Genomic DNA, 19,956 nt, shown 5'->3' with positions numbered 1-19,956 from the left:
CACCTTCCTGCTGCTGTTCTTCGTCAACTTCGTCCTCACCACGATCTACCTGACGGTCGTGCCCGCGAAGGGGAGCTGATGGCGAACAAGGCGATGTCCCCGTCGAGGTCGGTGACGACACCGCCCGCTTCCTGAACGAGCAGCACACCGGACGCGTGCGCGGCGCACGTTGTCGTACTGCCAGTGCAAGTCCATCCGTCCTGCGGCGACCTGGGCGAGCTGATGCGTCACCGGCACGGAGATCCGGACGTAGAGCGCCGCCTTCGCCATCGCGCTGTAAGAGGCACCCACCCGGTCCGCCATCTCCGGCCCCTGGCCCGGCTGCGCCTGACCGGTGCCGGCCAGCGCGCCGTCCAGTGAGGTCTTGCCGGAGACGTTCAGCCGGACGCCGTTCAGGAATGCGCCACCGCCCTCGGTGGCCGTGAACATCTCGTCGAACAACGGGAAGTACACGACCGCCAGCACCGGGCGGCCGTCGCGAACCAGGCTCACGCCGATGTTCCAGTCGGTCATGCCGTGGACCGCGTTCATGTTGCCGCCGACCGGGTCGATGAGCCACCACTCGCCCGGTTCCAGCGGACCGGAACCGTGTTCGTCGTTGAGCCAGTTCGCGCCAGGACGGGTCTCGGCCAGCTCCGGCTTCAGCACGTCGGCAACGGCCGCGTCGTTGGCGCGGACGGCCGCGATGAGCTCGGCGAGGCCGGACGTGCGTGACTCCGTCGAGTACCGCTTCAGCATCCTGGCACCGGCGCGGCGAACGGCAGCGGTGGTGGCGGCGAGCAGGTTGGTGCTCATCGTGGTTCCTCCAATTAGTTCTGACGCATCTTCGAGTTAGTACGATTTACCGTCATGCAAGCGGATCTGAACCTGCTGACCGTGCTGGACGCCCTGCTCGAGGAGGGCAGCGTGATGAAGGCGGCCGAACGGCTGCACCTGTCGTCACCTGCCGTCAGCCGCACGCTCGGCCGGATCAGGAAGGTGACCGGCGACGACATCCTGGTGCGGACGGGCCACACGATGGCGCCGACGCCGTACGCGCTCGCGATCAGGGAAGAGGTGCACCGGTTGGTGCGGCAGGCCAACGCCGTGCTGTCGCCGAGCCGCGAGCTGGACCTCGCCGAGCTGGAGCGCACCTTCACGGTCCAGTGCCACGACGCGCTCGCCTCGTCGGTGGTGCCGTTGCTGGTCGGCAGGATCGCGGAGCAGGCACCCGGCGTGCGGCTGCGCGTGCTCGCCGAGCACTCCGCCGACACCGACGACCTGCGGCACGGCCGGGTCGACCTGGAGCTCGGCGGCGGCCGCCCGGAACTGCCCGAGTTCCGCTCCGAGACGCTCGGCACCGATCCGCTCGCCGTGGTCATGCGCTCCGGCCATCCGTCCGCCGACGAGCTGGATCTGCCCGCCTACGCGGCGCATCCGCACGTGCTGGTCTCCCGGCGCGGTCGTCTCACCGCACCGATCGACGACCTGCTGGCAGCAGAAGGCTTGCACCGCAAGGTGATCGCGACCGTGGCGACCGTCCACTCGGCCCTGCAGATCGCGGCGGCGAGCGACGCGCTGGTCACCACCACGGCGATCCTCTGCCGTCCGTTGATCGAGGCGTTCGGGCTGATCGCCCGGCCGCTGCCCGCCGAGTCCCCGGAGGCACCGATCAACTGCAACTGGCACCAGCGCTACCGACTCCGACCTCGCCCACGCCTGGCTCCGTGACCAGGTGCGGACGGTCCTCGCCGAGGTCCTAGCCCGCTAGGGGCAGCGCAACGGTTCCGGGAAAGCGCGGTTCCTCGGCCTCGTCGAGCATGGCGGCGGCAACGGTCTCCCTGCTGACCACCGCGGTGAGGTCGAACGTCGGCGCGGCGTCCAGGCCGACCGTGCGCCTGCCGGGGCTCTCCGGTTCGTCGCTGAGCACACCGGCGTGGAAGACGGTGCCACCGGCGGCGAGCACGGCGTTGTCGGCCGCGATCTTGTCCGGGATCCGGTCGCCCATCACCTTCCAGAGCACGCCGGCGCCCTCACCCGCAGCGTCGGCGGACGGACCCGTGCCGTAGGCGCCGAGCCAGATGACGCGCCGCGGCCCGGCGGCGATGACCGCCTTGGCGCCGTCGAGAAGAGTCCCCGCGCGTCCGTGCCGAGACCGGACAGGACGACGGAGTCGGCGTCGACGACCGCGGCGATGCTCGCCGGATCGCTCACGTCACCGGCAACTTTGCGCAGGTTCGGGTGGTCGAGGTCGATGCGCCCGGGATCGCGGGCGATCGCCGTAACGGTGTGGCCCCGTTCCAGAGCCTGGCGGGTGAGGGCGTTGCCGGTCCGGCCGGAGGCCGCGAGCACGGTGAGGTTCATGCCGAGAACGCTAGGCAGGCCACCGATTAACATCAAATGAAAGCTCGTCAACCGATGATTTACCCAGACGCAATCAGCCTTCTTCGCGCAGCTTTTCCAGCGCCGACGCCAGGTCGTCCGGGTATTCGGACGTGAACGTGACCCACTGCCCGTCGGCGGGGTGGTGGAACCCGAGCTGCCGCGCGTGCAGCCACTGCCGCGTCACCCCGAGCCGCTTGGACAGAGTCGGGTCGGCTCCGTAGGTCAGGTCGCCCACGCACGGGTGGTGCAGCGCCGAGAAGTGCACCCGGATCTGGTGCGTGCGCCCGGTTTCCAGGTGGACCTCGACCAGCGAGGCTGCCCGGAACGCCTCCATCACCTCGTAGTGCGTGATCGAGGGCTTGCCGGAGTTCATCACAGCGAACTTGTAGTCGTGCTTCGGGTGGCGGTCGATCGGCGCGTCGATGGTGCCCTTGATCGGGTCCGGATGCCCCTGCACGATCGCGTGATAGACCTTGTCGACGGTCCGCTCCTTGAAGGCGTGCTTCAAAGCCGAGTAAGCGGACTCGGACTTCGCCACGACCATCACGCCGGTGGTGCCCACGTCGAGCCGATGCACGACACCCTGCCGTTCCGCGGCCCCCGACGTCGCGACTCGATGGCCCGCGCCGGCCAGTCCGCCCACGACGGTCGGGCCGGTCCAGCCCGGTGACGGGTGCACGGCGACACCGACGGGCTTGTCCACCACGATGATGTCGTCGTCCTCGTGGATCACGATCAGGCCCTCGACCGGAATGGCCTGGACGGTGACCGGCTGCGGCGGAGCCGGCAACGTGATCTCCAGCATCGCCCCTGCGACCAGCCGGTCCGACTTCCCCGCAACCCGCCCGTCGATCAGGACGTCATCGGCGTCCGCGATGGCGGCGACCGTGGTACGGGACAACCCGAGCAGCTTCGCGAGGCCCGCGTCCACGCGCATGCCGTCCAAACCGTCGGGAATCGGCAGCGTTCGGTATCCGCTCACGCGGGGCCTCGACCTTCTTCTGGCTGGGGTACGCCTCACGGCGCCGGGGCCGGTGTTTCACCACCAACCGCGCCAGGCAGAACCCTGAATTTACCAGGAGCCGTTACTTCGGCTCCTGCAGCCCGCCCTGCTCCACCGGGGCGGGAGACTCCTTGTGAACCGTCCCGTCGTAGTCGTGCTGCATGAGCGCCAGCACGATGATCGTCGCGCCGCCGCTCACGATCGCCATGTCGGCGACGTTGAACACCGGCCACACGCGGCCGAACGGGTCGAACAACGACAGGAAGTCCACCACGTGGCCGCGCATCGGACCCGGCTCGCGGAAGATGCGGTCGGCGAGGTTGCCGACGGCACCGCCCAGCACCAGGCCGAGGCCGACGGCCCAGCCCTGGGAGCGCAGGTTGCGCGAGATCCAGAGGATGAACCCGGCGACGCCCAGCGCGATCACCGCCAGGATCCACGTCATGCTCTCGGCCATGCCGAACGCGGCACCGGGGTTGCGGACGAACGTCAGGTAGAGCACGCCACCGAACAGCTTGATCGGGTCGGCACCCTCGAGAAACGCCACGGACACGACTTTGGTGAGCACGTCCAGTGCGAGCACGCAGGCCGCCAGGATCGCGAGGATCTTGGTTCTCGGCTCCGGCAGCGAACCGGTGATCGAGAACTCCACGTCGTCGTCCTCCGCCTTGACGGGGGACTCCTCCGGCTTCTCCTCCTGCGCGACCGCGGTCTCCGAAGAGGGCTCCTCGACCGTCCCGGGCGCGCTGACCTGCGCTTCAGCAGGTTTCTCAGCTACCTCGTCGGCGGCCTTGGACTCGTCACTCACCACGTCATTGTCCACTACCGGGACTACGCGAGGAACGGCGGCAGGGTTCGGCTGTCGTCCTCGGGCACCCAGCGACCGTCGCGCTGCGTGTAGGTCCACTTCGGACCCTCGGTGACGAGAGTGCGCAACGCCGCCACCAAACGGTCCACGTGCTCGGCTGTCGTGCCGAGGCCGATCGACGCGCGCACGGCACGATCCTCGTGCGATCCGTTCTGCTTGACCAGGCGGCCCACGATCACGTGAGCGCAGAACGCGCCATCACGAACGCCGATGCCGTATTCGGCGGACAAGGCCGCGGCGAGGAAGCCCGCGTCGAAACCGGGGATCGTGAAGCTCACGACACCGACCTTGTCGGCGTCGGTCAGGATCGACAGCTCGCGGAAGCCGGGGATCGTGCGCAGGCCCTCACGCAGGCGCGTCAGCAGCTCCTGCTCGTGCGCGACGGTCTGTTCCCAGTGCCGCGAAAGGATCTCGCAGGCCGCTGCCAGCGCGTGCACGCCGACGACGTTCGGGCTGCCGGCCTCGTGCCGCTCCGGCACCGCGGACCAGGCGACGCCGAGCCGGTCACCGTGGTCGGTCACCTTCGACGTCGCGCCGCCGCCGACCAGGTACGGCTGGGCCTGCTGCAGCCAGTCCGCGCGGCCCACCAGAACACCGGCACCGAACGGCGCGTAGATCTTGTGACCGGAGAACGCGACGTAGTCGACGCCCAGCTCACGGGCGTTGACCGGGCGGTGCGGGGCGAGCTGCGCGGCGTCCAGCGCGATGCGCGCGCCGTGCCTGCGGGCGACCTTCGCGAGCTCCGCGACCGGCCACAGCTCCCCCGTGACGTTGGACGCCCCGGTGACGATCACGAGCCGAGGGCCGACCGGGGCGGCGGCCAACGCCCGGTCCAGCGCGACAACTGCGGCGCCGGACGAGGTCGGTGCAGGAATGCGCTGAACGTTCGGGCCACGCCACGGCAGGAGCGCCGCGTGGTGCTCGCTGTCGAACAGGACGACGGCGGTGCCCTTGGGAACGCTGCGCGCCAACAGGTTCAGCGCGTCGGTGGTGTTGCGGGTGAAGACGACGGCGTCGGAGGAGTGCGCGCCGATGAACTTCCGCACGCGGTCACGCGCCTGCTCGTAGACGCGGGTCGAGACCTGGGAGGCGAAACCGGCGCCGCGGTGCACGCTGGCGTACCAGGGCAGCAGCTCGTCGACGGCGTCACGGACCTCCTGCAGACACGGCGCGCTCGCCGCGTGGTCGAGGTTGGCGTACGTGACGCGCTCTCCGGTGACGAGCGGAACGCGCAGGTCCGCGCCGACAACAGCCGGAACCGCAGTGCCAGTGGTCTTGGTGATCGCGAGCGTCATCGAGCTGCCTCCGAGGCCAGGGGCCCCGTGTCGCGAAGGCCCGCGCTTGACCGGCGCCCCACGCGCCGGACCAGGTCCTCACCAAGGGCACCCCACCGCGGTAGGAGGGTTGCCGGCCAGCAAGCTTGGGCTTGACGCTGGCTCTCATGACCTGCCGACGACGTTAGCGGAGGGTCGCGGCGCTCGTCGACAACCGATCACATGCTGAGAAGCCTCGGACACCGACTATTCGCCGGTCTCGCCCTTCCACCGTGCGTAGCGACCGGCCCTGTCGACGGCACGAACGCGCCGCTCAGCGGCCTCTCGCACCTCCTCGGTGGTGACGATGAGCAACTGGTCGTCGGTCTGCAGCCGGGTCGTCGGCTGTGGCGTGAAGCTCTTTCCGTCGCGCACCACGAGACTCACCGTGGCACCGGTCGGCAGCCTCAGTTCGGACATGTAGACGCCGTGCAGCTTCGACCCTCGCTGGATGTGCACCTGCAGCAGTTCGGCGCCCAGCTCGTCCAGCGGCGAGGAGTCGACCTGGACCTCCTGCGGCTCGCCCGCACGCACCAGACCGAGTCGCCGGGCGAGGAACGGCAGCGTCGTGCCCTGCACCACCGTCAGCACGACGACCAGCACGAACACCGCGTCGACCAGCTCGCGCGCGCCTTCGACACCCTGGATCAACGGGATCAGCGCGAACACGATCGGCACCGCGCCGCGCAGCCCCGACCAGGAGAGGAAGGCCTGCTCCCGCCACGGCACCTTGAACGGCAGCGAAGCGAGCATCACGGACAGCGGCCGTGCCACGAACGTCAGCACCACACCCGCGATCAGTGCGGGAACCAGTACGTCGAGCAGCCGCGACGGCGAGGCGTAGAGGCCCAGTAAGACGAAGAGCCCGATCTGGGCGAGCCAGCCGAGGCCCTCGGCGAAGGAGAGAGTGTCGGCGCGGTGCGGCAGGCGGGCGTTGCCGAGGACGAGCGCGGCCACGTAGGTGGCGAGGAAACCGGATGCGTGCACGAGATCGCCGGCCGTGTAGGCCAAAACGCACACCGCCACGGTGGCGAGCGGGTACAGACCGGTGGCGGGCAGCGCCGCGCGTCTCAGCCCGGCCCCGCCGAGATAGCCCAGGGCGATGCCGATGAGCGCGCCCGCGGCCAGTTCGTAGACCACCAGCAGCGGCGCGGTCCAGGAGATCCGGTCCGATGACGCCAGCAGCACGACGGCGAGGTAGACCGGCGCGTCGTTGAGGCCGGACTCCAGTTCGAGCGCGCCCGTGAGCCGCCCTCCCACGCCCAACGACCGCAGGACGCTGAAGACCGCGGCCGCGTCAGTCGACGACAGCACCGCGCCCCACAGCAACGCCATCCGCCAGTCAAGGCCCAGCAAGTAGTGCAATGCCGTTCCGGTCACGGCGACGCTCACCGCAACGGCCACTGTGGACAGTGCGATGCCCAGCCGCAGCGACGACTTCACCGCTTGCCAGCGGGTGGTGAGCCCGCCCTCGGTCAAGATCAGCACAAGTGCTGCGATGCCAAGAGATTGGGTGAGGTCCGCGTCGTCGAAGTTGATGCCGAGCACGGACTCGCCGAGGAGCACGCCGATGCCGAGGTACAGCAACAGCGAGGGCAGCCCGAGGCGGATCGACACCCGCACCGCGATCACGGAGATCAGCAGTACGGCCGCGCCGATGCCCAGAACCACCGTGACGTCACCCACCTGGACCATTCTCGTTGATCACCACCGAATTGGACGAATCCGACGCGGCGGGAACAACCAGCCGATCGCCTCTACCGGGTTCATGCACGATGGAGCATGTTGATCAGTGGCTCAATCCCTACCCTGCTACGGAGTTGAACCATGAGGATCCTGATCGCGCTGGCGGCCGCCTTGATGGTGACCGGAACCACCACAGCGCAAGCGGCCGCTCCGGCGGTCCTGGCGGCGCCGAACATCAACGTCGCGAACGTCCAGTCACACCTCAACCAGTTCCAGTCGATCGCCAACTCGAACGGCGGCAACCGCGCACACGGACGTCCGGGGTACCTGGCCTCGGTCAACTGGGTGAAGAGCAAGCTCGATGCAGCGGGCTTCACGACGCGCGTGCAGTCGTTCACCTACGGCGGCGCGACCGGCTACAACCTGATCGCGGACTACCCCGGCGGCGACGCGAACAACGTCGTCATGCTGGGCGGCCACCTCGACAGCGTCACCGCGGGCCCCGGCATCAACGACAACGGCACGGGTTCCGCGTCGATCCTGGAGGTCGCCCTCCAGATGAAGGCCACCGGTTTCCAGCCGACCAAGCACGTGCGGTTCGGCTGGTGGGGCGCTGAGGAGCGCGGCCTGATCGGCTCGACCTACTACGTGAACTCCCTGACGGCGGCCGACAAGTCGAAGATCAAGGCGTACCTGAACTTCGACATGACCGGCTCGCCGAACCCGGGCTACTTCGTCTACAGCGCCTCCGGTCAGCCCTCCGGTTCGCTGGCGCTGCAGCAGCGGCTGCAGGCGGGCTTCACGTCGTTGAACGTCCAGACCGAGCTGACCAGCGTCGGTGGCCGCTCCGACCACGCGGCGTTCGCCCGCGCGGGCATCCCGATCGGCGGCACGTTCACCGGCGCCGAGGGCACCAAGACCGCGGCCCAGGCGCAGAAGTGGGGCGGCACGGCCGGCCAGGCCTACGACCGCTGCTACCACCGCTCCTGCGACACCTTGTCCAACGTCAACGCCACGGCGCTCGACCGCAACGCGGACGTGATCGCCTACGCGTTGTGGGCGACCGCGGCCTGACCTCCAGCCGTGAGGACCTGCACGGCCTCGTCGAGCACCGGTTCGACGAGGCCGGGCAGGGTCGCCCACATCTGCACCTGCCCCAGGTAGAGGCTGAACGCGATCAACGCGCGTTTCTTCGCGTGGTCCTCGTCGAACCCGAGCTGCTCGAACAGCTCGGTCAGGTAGCCGATTCGCTTCTTCGTGACGCGCTGGAGAACCGGCGCGATCACCTCGTTCTCGGCGCCTGCCTGCAACGCCATCTCCACTGATCCCTTGCGGGTGCGGTCGAGCACGGTGCCGAACAACGTCCTGAGCTTGTCGTGCGGGGTCTTCTCGGCCTCGACCAGCTCGATGACCTTCTCGGTGTGCTCCTGCTCCCACCGCTCGACCGTCGCCTTCAGCAACGCCTCGCGGTTCGGGAAGTGGTGGTAGACGCTGCCCTTCGTGGCGCCCGCTCTGGCCGCGAGCGGTTCGATCGCGACGGCGTTGAGACCGCCTTCTGCCAACGCTCTCAGCGCTATCTCAGTCCAGTCGTCACGGGAGCGGCGTACCACGCTTCCATACGCTACCGTACGGTCCAGGAACATACGGCAGCGTATGGAAGGGGATTCTCATGATCAGGAACGTCCACACCCGCGACCTCGGCGTGCCCGCGGGCCCGTTCGTCGAGCGGATCCAGGAGCTCTGGCCGCCCGCTTGGGGCAAGCAGGAGTTCGACCGCCCGCTGGGTGTCGGCGCGGACGGCGGCCACGGCCCGATCCGCTACCGCTGCACCTCGTTCACACCCGGCGAATCGATCACCTTCGAGTTCACCGAGCTCTCGGGCACGCACACGCTCTCGGCGTCGGGCACCGTCGTGCGGCACGAGCTGATCAGCGACTTCGACTTCGCGGCACGGCTGCGCTGGGCCCTGGTGATCCGCTGGCTGCACGACGCGTGCCTGGAGGACCTGTTCGACAACTTCGAGCGCGCGGCGGGACGCGAGCCCGCCGCGCCGGCCAGGTGGTCGCCCTGGGTCCGGCTGGTGCGGCGGGTGTTCGGCGTGATGATGCGCCGTCAGGCGCAGCGCAGCTTCACAGGACCTTCGTAGTACTGCCCACCGAACAAGTCACCGTTCTCGGCGAGCACGCTCGGGAAGGCGACGGTGAAGGGGTACGACAACCGGTCGACGCGGCCGTTCGCGCGCCGCACCACAGGCCCGTCCCAGTACAACAACTCGTCACCGGCGTCGTTGGCGGCCTGGACGGGGCCGCCGGGCAGAACGCGGACGATCTCGCCTCGCAGGTTCCACTCGACCGAGGTCTCCCGCCAGACGCCCTGCGCCACCGACGACCCGTAGATGCGGCCGTCCCGGATCAAACTCGGAAACACCTGGTGGTCGCCCGCCAGAGGCTGGAGTTCGAAGCGCCCGCCCTGGCGGTCCCACACGTAACTCCGCTGCGATCCGACCGCACCCGTGCTCCCGATGACGTTGCCGCGTCGTCGATTCCCTTCGTCCACCACGTCAGCCCGTCGTCGGTGCCTTCGAGCAGCCGCGGCGAGGTGGACCCGGCCGGCCACACCGACAACGCTCCACCGGACGTGCCGGCCACCTCGCCGTCGGCGTTGATCGAGTGCACCGTTGACGACCTGCCCGGCAACTCCTCGAGCTGCTCCTCACCGCGCCACAAACCGTCCTCACCCGCGCTGAGCAGCACACCGTCCTGGGTGATGTCGCGGACAACACGCTCCTCCGGGAACTCCACCGTCGCCGGCACCTCGTGGTGCCAGACCACGACCGACTCGCCCCAGGTGGTCGAGGTCAGCCAGTCGCCGTCCCCGCTCAGAGGGCCGACCGAGGACTGACCTGCCGGTACCGGCAAATTCGTCCTGATCCACTGGCACCCCGTCTCCGCCTGCGCGGCGGTAGGTGCGACCAGCGCACCCGTGACCAACACCGCGGCGCCCACCGTCAGACGCCATCCCCCAGCAATCACGTGCCACCCCTCTCGAAGAGATCAACCGATCACCTGGAGGTGTCCGCCTCAACGCAGGGTGTTGCATCCAAAAAGAAAACGACGTGTGTGGTGGGCGAACCCACCACACACGCCGCCAGTAGCTCCGTACTTACGCCTTCGCGACCGCGACCTTCACCTTGACGCCATCGCCGACCGTGCCCTCGGAGACACCGGAACCGAACACCACCGACGAAGTCAGCGTCTCGGACCGCACGAACTCCAGGTGCGGCTCAACGGCGGAACGCACCGCGTCCGGAAGCTCCAGCGTCAACGTGATCCGGTCGGACACGTCCAGCTGAGCGTCCTTGCGCGCCTGCTGCACCACACGCACCAGGTCACGTGCGACACCCTCCGCCTCCAGCTCCGGCGTCAGCACCGTGTCGAGCACGACGACGCCCGCGCCGCCGGGCAGAGCCGCCGTGGCAGCCGGATCCGTTGCCACCAAACGCTGTTCGTACTCACCCTCGAACAGCTCGACACCGGCTGCGACGACGTGACCGTCCACAAGAGACCAGTCGCCGGCCTTCACGGCCTTGATGACCTTCTGCACGTTCGGCCCGAGCCTCGGACCGGCGGCACGCGCGTTCACCACGAGCTGGAACTGGCCGTACGCGTCGACGTCGGTGGTCAGCGAGACCTTCTTGACGTTGACCTCGTCGCGCACGATCTCGGAGAAGTCCTCCAGCGAACCCGCCATCGGCGACGCAACCGTCAAGCGTGCCAACGGAAGTCGCACGCGCAGCTTGTTCGCCTTGCGCAACGACAACGCCGTCGAGCAGACCTCCCGCACCTCGTCCATCGCCGCCACCAGCGCGTCGTCCGCCGGCAGATCAGCGACAGCGGGGAAGTCGGTCAGGTGCACCGAACGCTCACCGGTCAGCCCGCGCCACACGACCTCGGTCGTGTACGGCAGCAACGGCGCCGCCACGCGCGTGACGACCTCCAGCACGGTGTGCAGGGTGTCGATCGCGTCCTGCTCGCTGTCCCAGAACCGCTGCCGCGACCGCCGCACGTACCAGTTCGTCAGCACCTCCAGGTACTCACGAACCATCTGGCACGCACCGGAGATGTCGTAGACGTCCATCGCCGCCTGGACGTCCCGCACCAGGTCGTGCGTCTTCGCCAGCGCGTACCGGTCCAGCACGTGCGCCGAGTCGGTCCGCCAGGTGCCCTCACGCCCGGAAGCATTGGAGTACAACGCGAGGAAGTACCAGGAGTTCCACAACGGCAGCACCGCCTGGCGCACCGCGTCCCTGATGCCGCGCTCGGTCACCACCAGGTCGCCACCGCGCAGGATCGGCGACGCCATGAGGAACCACCTCATCGCGTCCGACCCGTCGCGGTCGAAGACCTCGTTGACGTCCGGGTAGTTCTTGAGCGACTTGGACATCTTCTGCCCGTCGTCACCGAGAACGATGCCGTGCGCCACGCAGTCGCGGAACGCGGGACGGTCGAACAGCGCCGTCGCGAGCACGTGCAGCGTGTAGAACCAGCCGCGCGTCTGCCCGTTGTACTCGACGATGAAGTCGCCGGGGTAGTGGTTCTCGAACCACTCCGCGTTCTCGAAGGGGTAGTGCACCTGCGCGAACGGCATCGAGCCCGACTCGAACCAGCAGTCGAGCACGTCCGGCACGCGCCGCATCGTCGACTGACCGCTCGGGTCGTCCGGGTTCGGCCGCGTCAGCTCGTCGATGAACGGCCGGTGCAGGTTGTCCGGGCGCACGCCGAAGTCGCGCTCCAGCTCGTCCAGCGACCCGTACACGTCCGTGCGCGGGAACTCCGGGTTGTCCGACACCCACACGGGCAGCGGCGAACCCCAGTACCGGTTGCGCGAGATGTTCCAGTCACGCGCGTTCTCGAGCCACTTGCCGAACTGGCCGTCCTTGATGTGGCCAGGCACCCAGTTGATCTGCTGGTTGAGCTCGACCATCCGGTCCTTGAACTGCGTCACGGCGACGAACCACGCCGACAGCGCACGCTGGATCAACGGGTTCGCACACCGCCAGCAGTGCGGGTACGGGTGGTCGTAGGTCTCGTGGCGCAGCAGCAGGCCCGCGTCCTTCAGGTCGCGGATGATCAGCTTGTTCGCCTCGAAGACGTGCACGCCCGCGTACGGCGCCGCCTCGGCGGTGAACTTGCCGTCCGGCCCGACCGGCACGACGACCTCGATGCCCGCCGCGTCCGTCACGACCTTGTCGTCCTCACCGAACGCCGGTGCGATGTGGACGATGCCCGTGCCGTCGTCGGTGGTCACGTAGTCCGCGGCCAGCACCTGGTGCGCGTTCTCGCGGCCCACGAAGAAGTCGAACGGCGGCAGGTACTTCTTGCCGACCAGGTCCGAGCCCTTGTAGCGGGCGACGACCTCGGGCTCCTCGCCCAGCTCACGCGCGTACGCCGCGACACGAGCCTCGGCGAGCAGGTAGCGCTCCCCGTTCGCTTCGACCGTCACGTAGTCCACGTCCGGGTGCACGGCGGCGGCCAGGTTGCTCGGCAGCGTCCACGGCGTGGTCGTCCAGACCAGGGCCTTCTCACCGGACTCGAGGCGCAGCGCCACCGTGACGGCCGGGTCCTGCCGGTCGCGGTAGGCGTCGTCCATCTTGGTCTCGGTGTTGGACAGCGGCGTCTGGCAACGCCAGCAGTACCAGAGCACCCGGAAGCCCTCGTAGATCAAGCCCTTGTCCCACAAGGCCTTGAACGCCCACATGACGCTTTCCATGTAGTCGAGGTCGAGCGTCTTGTAGTCGTTGTCGAAGTCGACCCACCGAGCCTGCCGCGTCACGTAGTCACGCCACTGGTCCGTGTACTGCAGCACGGACGTACGGCACGCCTCGTTGAACTTCTCGATGCCGAGCTCGTCGATCTCGTGCTTCTGCGTGATACCGAGCTGCTTCTCGGCCTCGTACTCGGCCGGCATGCCGTGCGTGTCCCAGCCGAACCGGCGCTCGACGTGCTTGCCGCGCATCGTCTGGTAGCGCGGCACGACGTCCTTGACGTAGCCGGTCAGCAGGTGCCCGTAGTGCGGCAGACCGTTCGCGAACGGCGGGCCGTCGTAGAAGACGAACTCGTTCTCGCCGTTCTGGCCAGCCGGGGTGCGGTCGATGCTCGCCTGGAAGGTCTTGTCGTCCTTCCAGTACCCGAGCACGTCCTGCTCGAGGTTCGGAAAGGACGGCTGCGCCGGGACCTCGTTCGCTCCGGCCCTGGGGTAGGCCATCTCCACTGCTCCTCGCGGTCATGAAGGACACGCGAGGACGACACGCCGATGTGGCTCGACGGGCCGCGGTACCACCCCGCTTGCTCACCATTTTCGGTGAGCCTCTCGTTCTTCGGCTGTGACGGGCCGGTCCCGTCCGGTTCTACTGAGACGCTGGGCGTCCGTTCTTCCGGAGGCTCCCCGGTGATGGCCGGATCGGTGCCTGTGCGTACAGGGTAACGGGTGGGGGCAAACCGTATGCTCGCCCGATGACGTTGACCATCGCGTTGTCGATCGTGCTGGCCCTGCTGTTCGTGGCGACAGGCGCGGGCAAGCTGTTCGGAGCGAAGGCATCGATCGAGGCCCGCGACCACTTCCGGATGAGCGGGACGCTCTGGCGGAGCATCGGCGCGCTGGAGTGGGCGGGCGCGGTGGGCCTGATCGTCGGCCTGGTCACGTGGGACTGGGTGGCGCACGCGGCCGCGGTCGGGCTAGGGCTGCTGATGGTCGGCGCCACGATCACCCGGTTGAGGTACGACTCGAAGCCGTCGGGCGTCGTCGTGGACCTCGTGCTGCTGGCGTTGCTGATCATGTTGTTGTTCCTGGACCGGTGACGCACTCCTTCCGCGTCCTCGGTGAGCCAGAGGTCCGGCGCGGCACCGCCGTCGTCGAGGTGGGTCACGCCCGCCAGCTGAGCGTGCTGGTGGTGCTGCTGGTGAACGTCAACCAGGTCGTCAGCGTCGACAAGCTGTTGTCACGGGTGTGGGGCGACGCACCGCCGCGGCAGGCGAAGGCCGCGCTCTACAGCTACATGTCCCGGCTGCGGACAGCGCTGGACGGCATCCCGATCGTGCGCCGCTCCGGCGGTTACGTGCTGGAAGCCGACCCCGCGTCCATCGACCTGCACCGCTTCCGCTCGTTGGTCGCGGAAGGCCGGCCCGGCGAGGCCATGGCGCTCGTGCACGGCGAACCGTTCGAGGGACTGCACGGCGCGTGGTTCGCCGGTCTGCGCGAGACCCTGGCCGGCGAGATCACCGCCGCCGAACTGGACCACACCGACTCCCGCCTGGCCGCGGGCGAACACGTCACGCTGATCTCGGAACTGACCGCGCGCACCGCTGAACGCCCACTCGACGAACGGCTCGCGGGCCAGCTGATGCGCACGTTGATCGGCGCCGACCGACGGCCCGACGCACTCGCCTACTACTCGGAACTACGCCACCGGCTCGCTGACGAACTCGGCCTCGACCCCGGCCCCGCGTTGCGCGACCTGCACGCCTCGCTGCTCCACCGTCCACAGTGGAGCCCACGTCGGCTTCCGGCCAGGCCACCAGGTTTCGCCGACATGGAGAACCAACTGGCCGCACTGCAGGACGGGCCGATCGTCACGATCACCGGACCGGCGGGCGCCGGCAAGACCCGTCTCGCCCTGCACTGGGCACACGAACACGCCGCCGACTACCCGGACGGCCAGCTGTTCGTGGACCTGAACGGCTCCGACCCGGCCGACGTCGTCCGCGAGTTCATCACCGCGCTGGGCACCGGCCCGGACGGCATCCCGCCGGAACCGCACGCGCAGACAGCGCTCTACCGCACGTTGCTGGCAGACCGGCGAATGCTGATCCTGCTCGACAACGCGGCCGACACCGCGCAAGTCGTTCCGCTGCTACCGGGAACTCCACGCTGCCGGGTGATCGTGACCAGCCGCGAACGCCTTCCGGGCCTCGTCACCGCGCACGGCGCGCGACCGGTCGTGCTCGGCTGAGCAGATCCACCCTGGAGTCCATCAGGTTGGGGATTGGCACTGCGACACCGGGACGAGCCGAACAGCACGTTCCGCGCGAAGATCAGCTGTCGGCGATGACGTCGGCAGCGGCAGTGGTCGTGTTCCGCCTGACTCGCCACCGGAGGACGACCACGCCGGCCACCACCAGGAGCAGCAGAACGACGCCGCCGCCGATCGCCGGCGACCAACGCTCGAACGGGCCAGGCGGTGGCATGGACTCGCGGGTGAAGGTCAGCACCTTGCCCCGCAGGGCCGCGTCCTCGATGAGCGCGACGCCGTGTGCCTTGCCCGGCACGATCTCGAGCTTGCCGTTCGGGGCGGCGCCGGCGACCTCAGCACGAGTCTTGGCGACATCGGGGGTTTCATAGCGCGCAGACTCACCGTTCGTCCGCGAAATGGACGGACTGAACCTGATCAGCCGCGGTCGTCGGTTCCCTCACGCAGGGCGGCGCGATAGCGCGACACCAGCGTCGAGTCCGGACGGCACAGGGCGCAAGGCGTGAACTGCAGCTGCCGTGCTTCCTGCACCGGGAGGCCCAGCGTGGGCCTCCCGGCGAGCCAGGAACACGAACTCAGGTGGTACCGGGGCCGCTCGTCCAGCACCCGCACCTCGTCCACCAGATCGGCCACGACGAGCAGGTCTGCCGCGTCGGTGTCCTCTTCCGATGGTTCCTCGTCAGCGGGCGGAGTGTCGGCCACCGCCGAACCAACTACCCGTTGATCATCAGCTACAGCCTGTTGATCTACACTCTGCGCGTCGGCAGCGGGGTCCCCCGGTCGCCGTCGCCACCAGTCCCAAGCAAGGACCAGGGCGGCGAGCACGCTCACGCCCACGGACGACCACGCCCAGATCGTGTTGGACGTGGTCAGCGCAGGCACGAGCAACCCGAGGGCAGCCAGCACCAGAAGTAGAACTACGAAGAGCACCTAATGGACAGTAGTTCAGCCCGCTTCGGCGCGTGCGCCGAAGGAGTAGCCCTGGGAACGACCCTCGGAGGGCGCGGCAGGGCCGCGGTCCTGGAGGTCGCGCAGGGACGACTCGAGCATCGTCTTCAGTCGCGTGCGGTACTCGCGCTCGAACGTCTGCAGCTTGTCGATCTGCTTCTCGAGCGTGTTCTTCTCCTGGGTGATGTTGCCCATCACCTCAGCGTGCTTGCGCTGCGCGTCGCGGTCGAGCGCGGTGGCCTTCTCACGGGCCTGCCGCTCGAGCGTCTCGGAGCGCGTACGCGCGTCGTTCAGCATGGTCTCGGCGCGGGTGCGCGCCTCGTTGACCATCGTGTCAGCCTTGGCACGGGCCTCGGACAGCAACTGTTCGGACTTCGTGCGCGCCTCGGACAGCATGCCGTCCGCCTCGGCCTTGGCCTCACCGGTCAGCCGGTCCGCCATCTCCTGGGCGAGACCCAGGACCTTCGCGGCCTGCACGTGGTGGTCTCCACCACCACCGGGAGACGTCTGCTCCATCACCGTGGGCGGCGGGACCGGCGCCAGGCGGCGCGGCTCCTCCACCGGCATACGGCTCGTCATGGGGCCGGAAGAAGCCTTCGCACGCGCGTCGTCGAGGTCGGCACGCGCGGTTTCGAGCTGCTGGTCGAGCTGCTCGACCTGCTGACGAAGATCGTTGTTCTCCTCGATCAAGCGGGCGAGTTCGCCCTCAACCAGGTCGAGGAACGCGTCCACCTCGTCCTCGTTGTAGCCCCGCTTGCCAATCGGCGGCTTGCTGAATGCAACGTTGTGCACGTCAGCGGGGGTCAACGGCATCGGATCACCTCTCGCACTCCTGGGCTGCGGTCATCCCCGGTTCCCCGTCACCTGGGATCTGCAACTTGCATCAAAATGATAACGAGCAGCCACAGCACAATAATCGATAGGTCCAGCCCGACGCCCCCGATCCGCACAGTCGGGATCACCCGACGCAGTGCACGGACCGGTGGGTCGGTGACCGTGTACACGGTTTCCAGCGTCACGGCAACGCCGCCCGCCGGACGCCACTCCCTCGCGAACGTCCGCACCATCTCGACCACAACACGCGCGGTCAGGAACAGGGAGAACGCGAAGAGGACGTAGAAGATGACGAGACGGATCGGGTCCACGGGGTCAACTCTAACCGTGGTTCCCGAACCCACCTTCCGCCAGCTTCCTGCGGTCCTCCGCCGTAACGTCAACGTTCGGCGGTGAGAGAAGGAACACCCTGCTGGTGATCTTGTCCATGGACCCGCGCAACGCGAACGCGAGACCGGCCGAGAAGTCGACGAGACGCTTCGCGTCCGCGTCGTCCATGTCGGTCAGGTTCAAGATCACCGGGGTGCCGTCGCGGTAGTGCTCCCCGATCGTGCGCGCCTCACTGTAGTTCCGGGGGTGAAGCGTGGTGATGCGCGCCAACGGGTTGCTTGCCGGCTCGGCAACGGGACGCAGCCTGCTCACGGGCTCGCGCTGCGGCTCGACAGCCAGCGCACCGTGAACGGGTGCGTCAGCGGACCAGCGCCGCGTGCTCGAAGGGCTACCGCCCCCGCGCCGCGACTCCGGCTCGTAGTCGTCCGGCTCGTCGATGTCGGTCCGGTACCCCGGAGCCCTGGAGCTCCGGCCGTCCCGGCGTGAACACGCGGCTGCGCCGCGGGTAGGGGTCGTAGTCGTCGGCCTCGGCCGCGTACTCGGACCGGTAGTCGCCGTAGCGGCCGCGGTCGTCGTCGTAGCCGGGGTCGTCTGCGTACTCGGCGGGGACCATCCCGAAGTAGGCCTTCAGCTTGTGCAAAGCGCTCATTCCAGCCCCTCCTCGGCGGTTCCCCACTCTTAGGGACGGCGCGGACGGTCCCGAGGTTCCCGACAACCTACGGCGAGGTTAGTCGCCGGCTGCCGAGCAACGCCGTTCCGACACGCACACAGGTCGATCCGTGCGAGATGGCATCTTCCAGGTCTCCGCTCATTCCCGCTGACACACCGGTGGCAGTGGGATGATCATCACGTAGGCCTGATACCACTGACGCCAACGCCTCAAACGCCTGCGATGGCTCCATCGTCAGCGGTGCGACAGTCATCGCACCTCGGAGAATAAGATCACCCGAACGAGTGATCGCGCCAGCCAGTTCCGGTACATCCTGAACAGCACACCCGCCGCGCGACGTGTCGCCGTCCATGCTGACCTGCAACAACACGTCAAGCTTCTGGCCGCGGGCATGCGCGGCCTTCGCGAGCGCCTCCGCCAGCCGCACGCTGTCCACCGAGTCGACCTGATCCGCCCACTCGACGACGGACTTCGCCTTGTTCCGCTGCAATCGGCCGACCATGTGCCATCGCGCCTCGACCAAGTGTCTCAATTGGCCGACCTTGGCACCGGCCTCCTGATCCCGGTTTTCCGCGAAATTCCGCAACCCGAGCTCGTAAAGGATCTCCACATCGCTCGCCGGCCAGGTTTTCGTCACCGCGAGCAACATCACTTCCGCACGATCTCGCCCAGCGTTTTCACACGCCTTGGCAATGCGCTCCTCGACCTCCGCGAGGTTCTGCGCAAGCTCTTCCCTCCGACTCACGGCTCGATCCAAATGACCGAAGCAAGCCGCCCCGTCGGAGCCTCCCTGCGGTGACTGAAGAGGTCCTTCTCCTCAAACGTGCAGCGCGGATCCACGCCGATCTTCCCCACCCCAGCGCTGCCGAGCTGGTTCCACAGCCCGGCTCTCAGGTCCAGCGCAGGCGTGCCCCTCCGCGACTTCGACGCACTCCCCGGCAGGTGCTTCTCCACGTCTTTCTGCATGTCAGCGGGCACCTCGTAGCACTCGCCACAGACAGACGGCCCGAGCAACACCTCAATGCGCTCCAGCTCCGCCCCCTGAGCCATCATCGCCTTGAGCGCCTCGACAACAACCCCGACACGCGCACCGACACGCCCAGCGTGCACCGCACCGACAACGCCAGCCTCCTGGTCCCCCAGCAACACCGGCACACAATCCGCCGTCAACACCACAAGCCCGAGACCAGCCTGTTTCGTCACGACCGCGTCAGTAGCCTCCAACGGCTCAGCCTGCGGCCCGTCCACCGTCGCGACCGTACGACCGTGGACCTGCTCCATCCACACCAAACGATCCGGCGTCAACCCGATGCCCTCGGCAAGGCGAGCCCGGTTGGCCGCCACCGCCTTCTCGTCGTCCCCGACGTGATCACCGAGGTTGAACGACTCGTACGGGCCCTTGGACACGCCACCGGCGCGGGTGGTCACAACACGACGAATGCGCACGCCCACACCCTAGTTCTCCCACGCGAAGGCGAAGCCGAGCAGCCCCGCGCCCTCCCATACGACTCTGGCGGTGTGGCTCCCCCGTCTAGCGCTCCGAAGCTCTTGCCGCGCCCGAGGGGTCAGGTCAAGTCGACACGCTTTTCGTCGACTTGACCTGACCCCTCGGGTGTGGCTGCCTCTGGTGCGCTAGATGGGGGAGCCACACCGCAGCCGCAACCACCTACGCAACCGCAAGCCGCCAAAAGCAACGGGCGTGCCATCAACCTGCGTGCGGCGTTGGAGGGCTCTTTTGGGAGTGTCGGGAGTCTGAGGGCAGAGCCCTCAGGAAAAGCACGCACCCGCAAGGTGACAACGCACCCCAACCACCTAGGACACGAAACCGGACAGCCGCCAACGCACCAGGGAGACAACCCACCAAACCGACGCGCCCCCAGCGCAAGCTCCCCCAGGCGTCCCCTCAAAACAAGA

General features: G+C 68.2%; 22 protein-coding genes, 1 pseudogene and 1 riboswitch. Of the genes and pseudogenes, 5 read left to right on the top strand and 18 right to left on the bottom strand.

The window, feature by feature from the left end:
• Positions 1-45: 45 nt before the first annotated feature.
• On the bottom strand, positions 46-795 hold the full coding sequence (locus FXN61_RS33100) for an inositol monophosphatase family protein (RefSeq protein WP_246292309.1): 750 nt from the start codon (positions 793-795) through the stop codon (positions 46-48).
• 54 nt (positions 796-849) lie between these two features.
• Here FXN61_RS33100 and FXN61_RS33095 point away from each other — a divergent pair, with 54 nt between their 5' ends.
• Positions 850-1,710: a LysR substrate-binding domain-containing protein gene (locus tag FXN61_RS33095; RefSeq protein ID WP_246292308.1), complete on the top strand. Its 861-nt coding sequence runs from the start codon at positions 850-852 to the stop codon at positions 1,708-1,710.
• A 28-nt stretch (positions 1,711-1,738) separates the two neighbouring features.
• On the opposite strand, the gene FXN61_RS53140 is transcribed toward FXN61_RS33095, so the two are convergent.
• From FXN61_RS53140 to FXN61_RS33070, 6 genes are all read right to left on the bottom strand, one after another.
• Complete coding sequence (locus tag FXN61_RS53140; RefSeq protein ID WP_246292307.1) at positions 1,739-2,002, bottom strand: NAD(P)-dependent oxidoreductase; 264 nt, start codon at positions 2,000-2,002, stop codon at positions 1,739-1,741.
• Positions 1,987-2,343 (bottom strand): NAD(P)-dependent oxidoreductase, encoded by a 357-nt coding sequence (locus FXN61_RS53135; protein WP_246292306.1) that lies wholly within the window; start codon positions 2,341-2,343, stop codon positions 1,987-1,989. Before FXN61_RS53135 ends, FXN61_RS53140 begins: the two co-directional genes overlap by 16 nt.
• Positions 2,344-2,416: 73 nt before the next feature.
• On the bottom strand, positions 2,417-3,301 hold the full coding sequence (locus FXN61_RS33085) for an RluA family pseudouridine synthase (RefSeq protein WP_167977902.1): 885 nt from the start codon (positions 3,299-3,301) through the stop codon (positions 2,417-2,419).
• Between the two features lie 148 nt (positions 3,302-3,449).
• A complete protein-coding gene (gene lspA, locus FXN61_RS53130; RefSeq protein WP_167977899.1) occupies positions 3,450-4,175 on the bottom strand; it encodes a signal peptidase II in 726 nt (241 codons plus the stop codon).
• 23 nt (positions 4,176-4,198) lie between these two features.
• Positions 4,199-5,530 carry an aminotransferase class V-fold PLP-dependent enzyme gene (locus tag FXN61_RS33075; RefSeq protein WP_167977898.1) on the bottom strand — a complete coding sequence of 444 codons (1,332 nt, stop codon included), beginning with the start codon at positions 5,528-5,530 and terminating at the stop codon, positions 4,199-4,201.
• Positions 5,531-5,567: 37 nt separating this feature from the next.
• A riboswitch (SAM riboswitch) is annotated at positions 5,568-5,682 on the bottom strand.
• Between the two features lie 73 nt (positions 5,683-5,755).
• The gene (locus FXN61_RS33070; protein WP_167977897.1) at positions 5,756-7,234 is read right to left on the bottom strand and encodes a potassium/proton antiporter; all 1,479 of its coding nucleotides are present in this window, start codon (positions 7,232-7,234) and stop codon (positions 5,756-5,758) included.
• A gap of 141 nt (positions 7,235-7,375) precedes the next feature.
• Here FXN61_RS33070 and FXN61_RS33065 point away from each other — a divergent pair, with 141 nt between their 5' ends.
• Positions 7,376-8,308: a M28 family metallopeptidase gene (locus FXN61_RS33065; RefSeq protein WP_167977896.1), complete on the top strand. Its 933-nt coding sequence runs from the start codon at positions 7,376-7,378 to the stop codon at positions 8,306-8,308.
• On the opposite strand, the gene FXN61_RS33060 is transcribed toward FXN61_RS33065, so the two are convergent.
• The gene (locus FXN61_RS33060) at positions 8,281-8,844 is read right to left on the bottom strand and encodes a TetR/AcrR family transcriptional regulator (RefSeq protein ID WP_312878168.1); all 564 of its coding nucleotides are present in this window, start codon (positions 8,842-8,844) and stop codon (positions 8,281-8,283) included. The genes FXN61_RS33065 and FXN61_RS33060 overlap by 28 nt on opposite strands.
• Before the next feature lie 59 nt (positions 8,845-8,903).
• Here FXN61_RS33060 and FXN61_RS33055 point away from each other — a divergent pair, with 59 nt between their 5' ends.
• Positions 8,904-9,380, top strand: coding sequence for an SRPBCC family protein (locus tag FXN61_RS33055; protein ID WP_167977894.1), 477 nt, complete (start codon positions 8,904-8,906; stop codon positions 9,378-9,380).
• Here the strand turns inward: FXN61_RS33055 and FXN61_RS33050 are convergent.
• The 3 genes from FXN61_RS33050 to ileS form a co-directional block, all read right to left on the bottom strand.
• On the bottom strand, positions 9,347-9,661 hold the full coding sequence (locus FXN61_RS33050) for a hypothetical protein (RefSeq protein WP_167977893.1): 315 nt from the start codon (positions 9,659-9,661) through the stop codon (positions 9,347-9,349). The two genes, FXN61_RS33055 and FXN61_RS33050, sit on opposite strands and share 34 nt — an antisense overlap.
• On the bottom strand, positions 9,646-10,239 hold the full coding sequence (locus FXN61_RS33045; protein ID WP_167977892.1) for a hypothetical protein: 594 nt from the start codon (positions 10,237-10,239) through the stop codon (positions 9,646-9,648). Before FXN61_RS33045 ends, FXN61_RS33050 begins: the two co-directional genes overlap by 16 nt.
• A gap of 157 nt (positions 10,240-10,396) precedes the next feature.
• Complete coding sequence (gene ileS / locus FXN61_RS33040) at positions 10,397-13,498, bottom strand: isoleucine--tRNA ligase (protein WP_167977891.1); 3,102 nt, start codon at positions 13,496-13,498, stop codon at positions 10,397-10,399.
• 248 nt (positions 13,499-13,746) lie between these two features.
• On the opposite strand from ileS, the gene FXN61_RS33035 reads away from it, so the two are divergent.
• Both FXN61_RS33035 and FXN61_RS33030 read left to right on the top strand, forming a co-directional pair.
• Positions 13,747-14,091, top strand: coding sequence for a DoxX family protein (locus tag FXN61_RS33035; RefSeq protein WP_167977890.1), 345 nt, complete (start codon positions 13,747-13,749; stop codon positions 14,089-14,091).
• Positions 14,088-15,242 carry an AfsR/SARP family transcriptional regulator gene (locus FXN61_RS33030; protein ID WP_167977889.1) on the top strand — a complete coding sequence of 385 codons (1,155 nt, stop codon included), beginning with the start codon at positions 14,088-14,090 and terminating at the stop codon, positions 15,240-15,242. The genes FXN61_RS33035 and FXN61_RS33030 overlap by 4 nt, the downstream gene beginning before the upstream one ends.
• A gap of 82 nt (positions 15,243-15,324) precedes the next feature.
• On the opposite strand, the gene FXN61_RS33025 is transcribed toward FXN61_RS33030, so the two are convergent.
• The 7 genes and pseudogenes from FXN61_RS33025 to pgeF all read right to left on the bottom strand — a co-directional run bounded on the left by FXN61_RS33025 (position 15,325) and on the right by pgeF (position 19,488).
• Positions 15,325-15,558: a hypothetical protein gene (locus FXN61_RS33025; RefSeq protein WP_167977888.1), complete on the bottom strand. Its 234-nt coding sequence runs from the start codon at positions 15,556-15,558 to the stop codon at positions 15,325-15,327.
• A 119-nt stretch (positions 15,559-15,677) separates the two neighbouring features.
• Positions 15,678-16,190, bottom strand: coding sequence for a hypothetical protein (locus FXN61_RS33020; protein WP_167977887.1), 513 nt, complete (start codon positions 16,188-16,190; stop codon positions 15,678-15,680).
• Positions 16,191-16,205: 15 nt separating this feature from the next.
• Positions 16,206-17,021, bottom strand: a complete 816-nt coding sequence (gene wag31 / locus FXN61_RS33015; protein ID WP_089917266.1) for a DivIVA-like cell division protein Wag31 — start codon at positions 17,019-17,021, stop codon at positions 16,206-16,208.
• Between the two features lie 47 nt (positions 17,022-17,068).
• On the bottom strand, positions 17,069-17,344 hold the full coding sequence (locus tag FXN61_RS33010; RefSeq protein ID WP_167977901.1) for a YggT family protein: 276 nt from the start codon (positions 17,342-17,344) through the stop codon (positions 17,069-17,071).
• A gap of 19 nt (positions 17,345-17,363) precedes the next feature.
• Positions 17,364-18,021, bottom strand: a pseudogene (locus tag FXN61_RS33005) (cell division protein SepF).
• 67 nt (positions 18,022-18,088) lie between these two features.
• Complete coding sequence (locus FXN61_RS32995) at positions 18,089-18,787, bottom strand: YggS family pyridoxal phosphate-dependent enzyme (RefSeq protein WP_167977885.1); 699 nt, start codon at positions 18,785-18,787, stop codon at positions 18,089-18,091.
• Positions 18,784-19,488: a peptidoglycan editing factor PgeF gene (pgeF, locus tag FXN61_RS32990; protein WP_167977884.1), complete on the bottom strand. Its 705-nt coding sequence runs from the start codon at positions 19,486-19,488 to the stop codon at positions 18,784-18,786. The genes FXN61_RS32995 and pgeF overlap by 4 nt, the downstream gene beginning before the upstream one ends.
• Positions 19,489-19,956: the final 468 nt, after the last annotated feature.

Source organism: Lentzea indica (assembly GCF_012184385.1).
Classification (GTDB): domain Bacteria; phylum Actinomycetota; class Actinomycetes; order Mycobacteriales; family Pseudonocardiaceae; genus Lentzea; species Lentzea indica.
This window is presented reverse-complemented; position numbering and strand designations above follow the sequence as displayed.

Coding starts and splice junctions, on each gene's coding strand:
- FXN61_RS33100 (WP_246292309.1), bottom strand. CDS start 795: ATGAGCACCAACCTGCTCGCCGCCACCACCGCTGCCGTTCGCCGCGCC.
- FXN61_RS33095 (WP_246292308.1), top strand. CDS start 850: ATGCAAGCGGATCTGAACCTGCTGACCGTGCTGGACGCCCTGCTCGAG.
- FXN61_RS53135 (WP_246292306.1), bottom strand. CDS start 2,343: ATGAACCTCACCGTGCTCGCGGCCTCCGGCCGGACCGGCAACGCCCTC.
- FXN61_RS33085 (WP_167977902.1), bottom strand. CDS start 3,301: ATGCGCGTGGACGCGGGCCTCGCGAAGCTGCTCGGGTTGTCCCGTACC.
- FXN61_RS33075 (WP_167977898.1), bottom strand. CDS start 5,530: ATGACGCTCGCGATCACCAAGACCACTGGCACTGCGGTTCCGGCTGTT.
- FXN61_RS33065 (WP_167977896.1), top strand. CDS start 7,376: ATGAGGATCCTGATCGCGCTGGCGGCCGCCTTGATGGTGACCGGAACC.
- FXN61_RS33055 (WP_167977894.1), top strand. CDS start 8,904: ATGATCAGGAACGTCCACACCCGCGACCTCGGCGTGCCCGCGGGCCCG.
- ileS (WP_167977891.1), bottom strand. CDS start 13,498: ATGGCCTACCCCAGGGCCGGAGCGAACGAGGTCCCGGCGCAGCCGTCC.
- FXN61_RS33035 (WP_167977890.1), top strand. CDS start 13,747: ATGACGTTGACCATCGCGTTGTCGATCGTGCTGGCCCTGCTGTTCGTG.
- wag31 (WP_089917266.1), bottom strand. CDS start 17,021: ATGCCGTTGACCCCCGCTGACGTGCACAACGTTGCATTCAGCAAGCCG.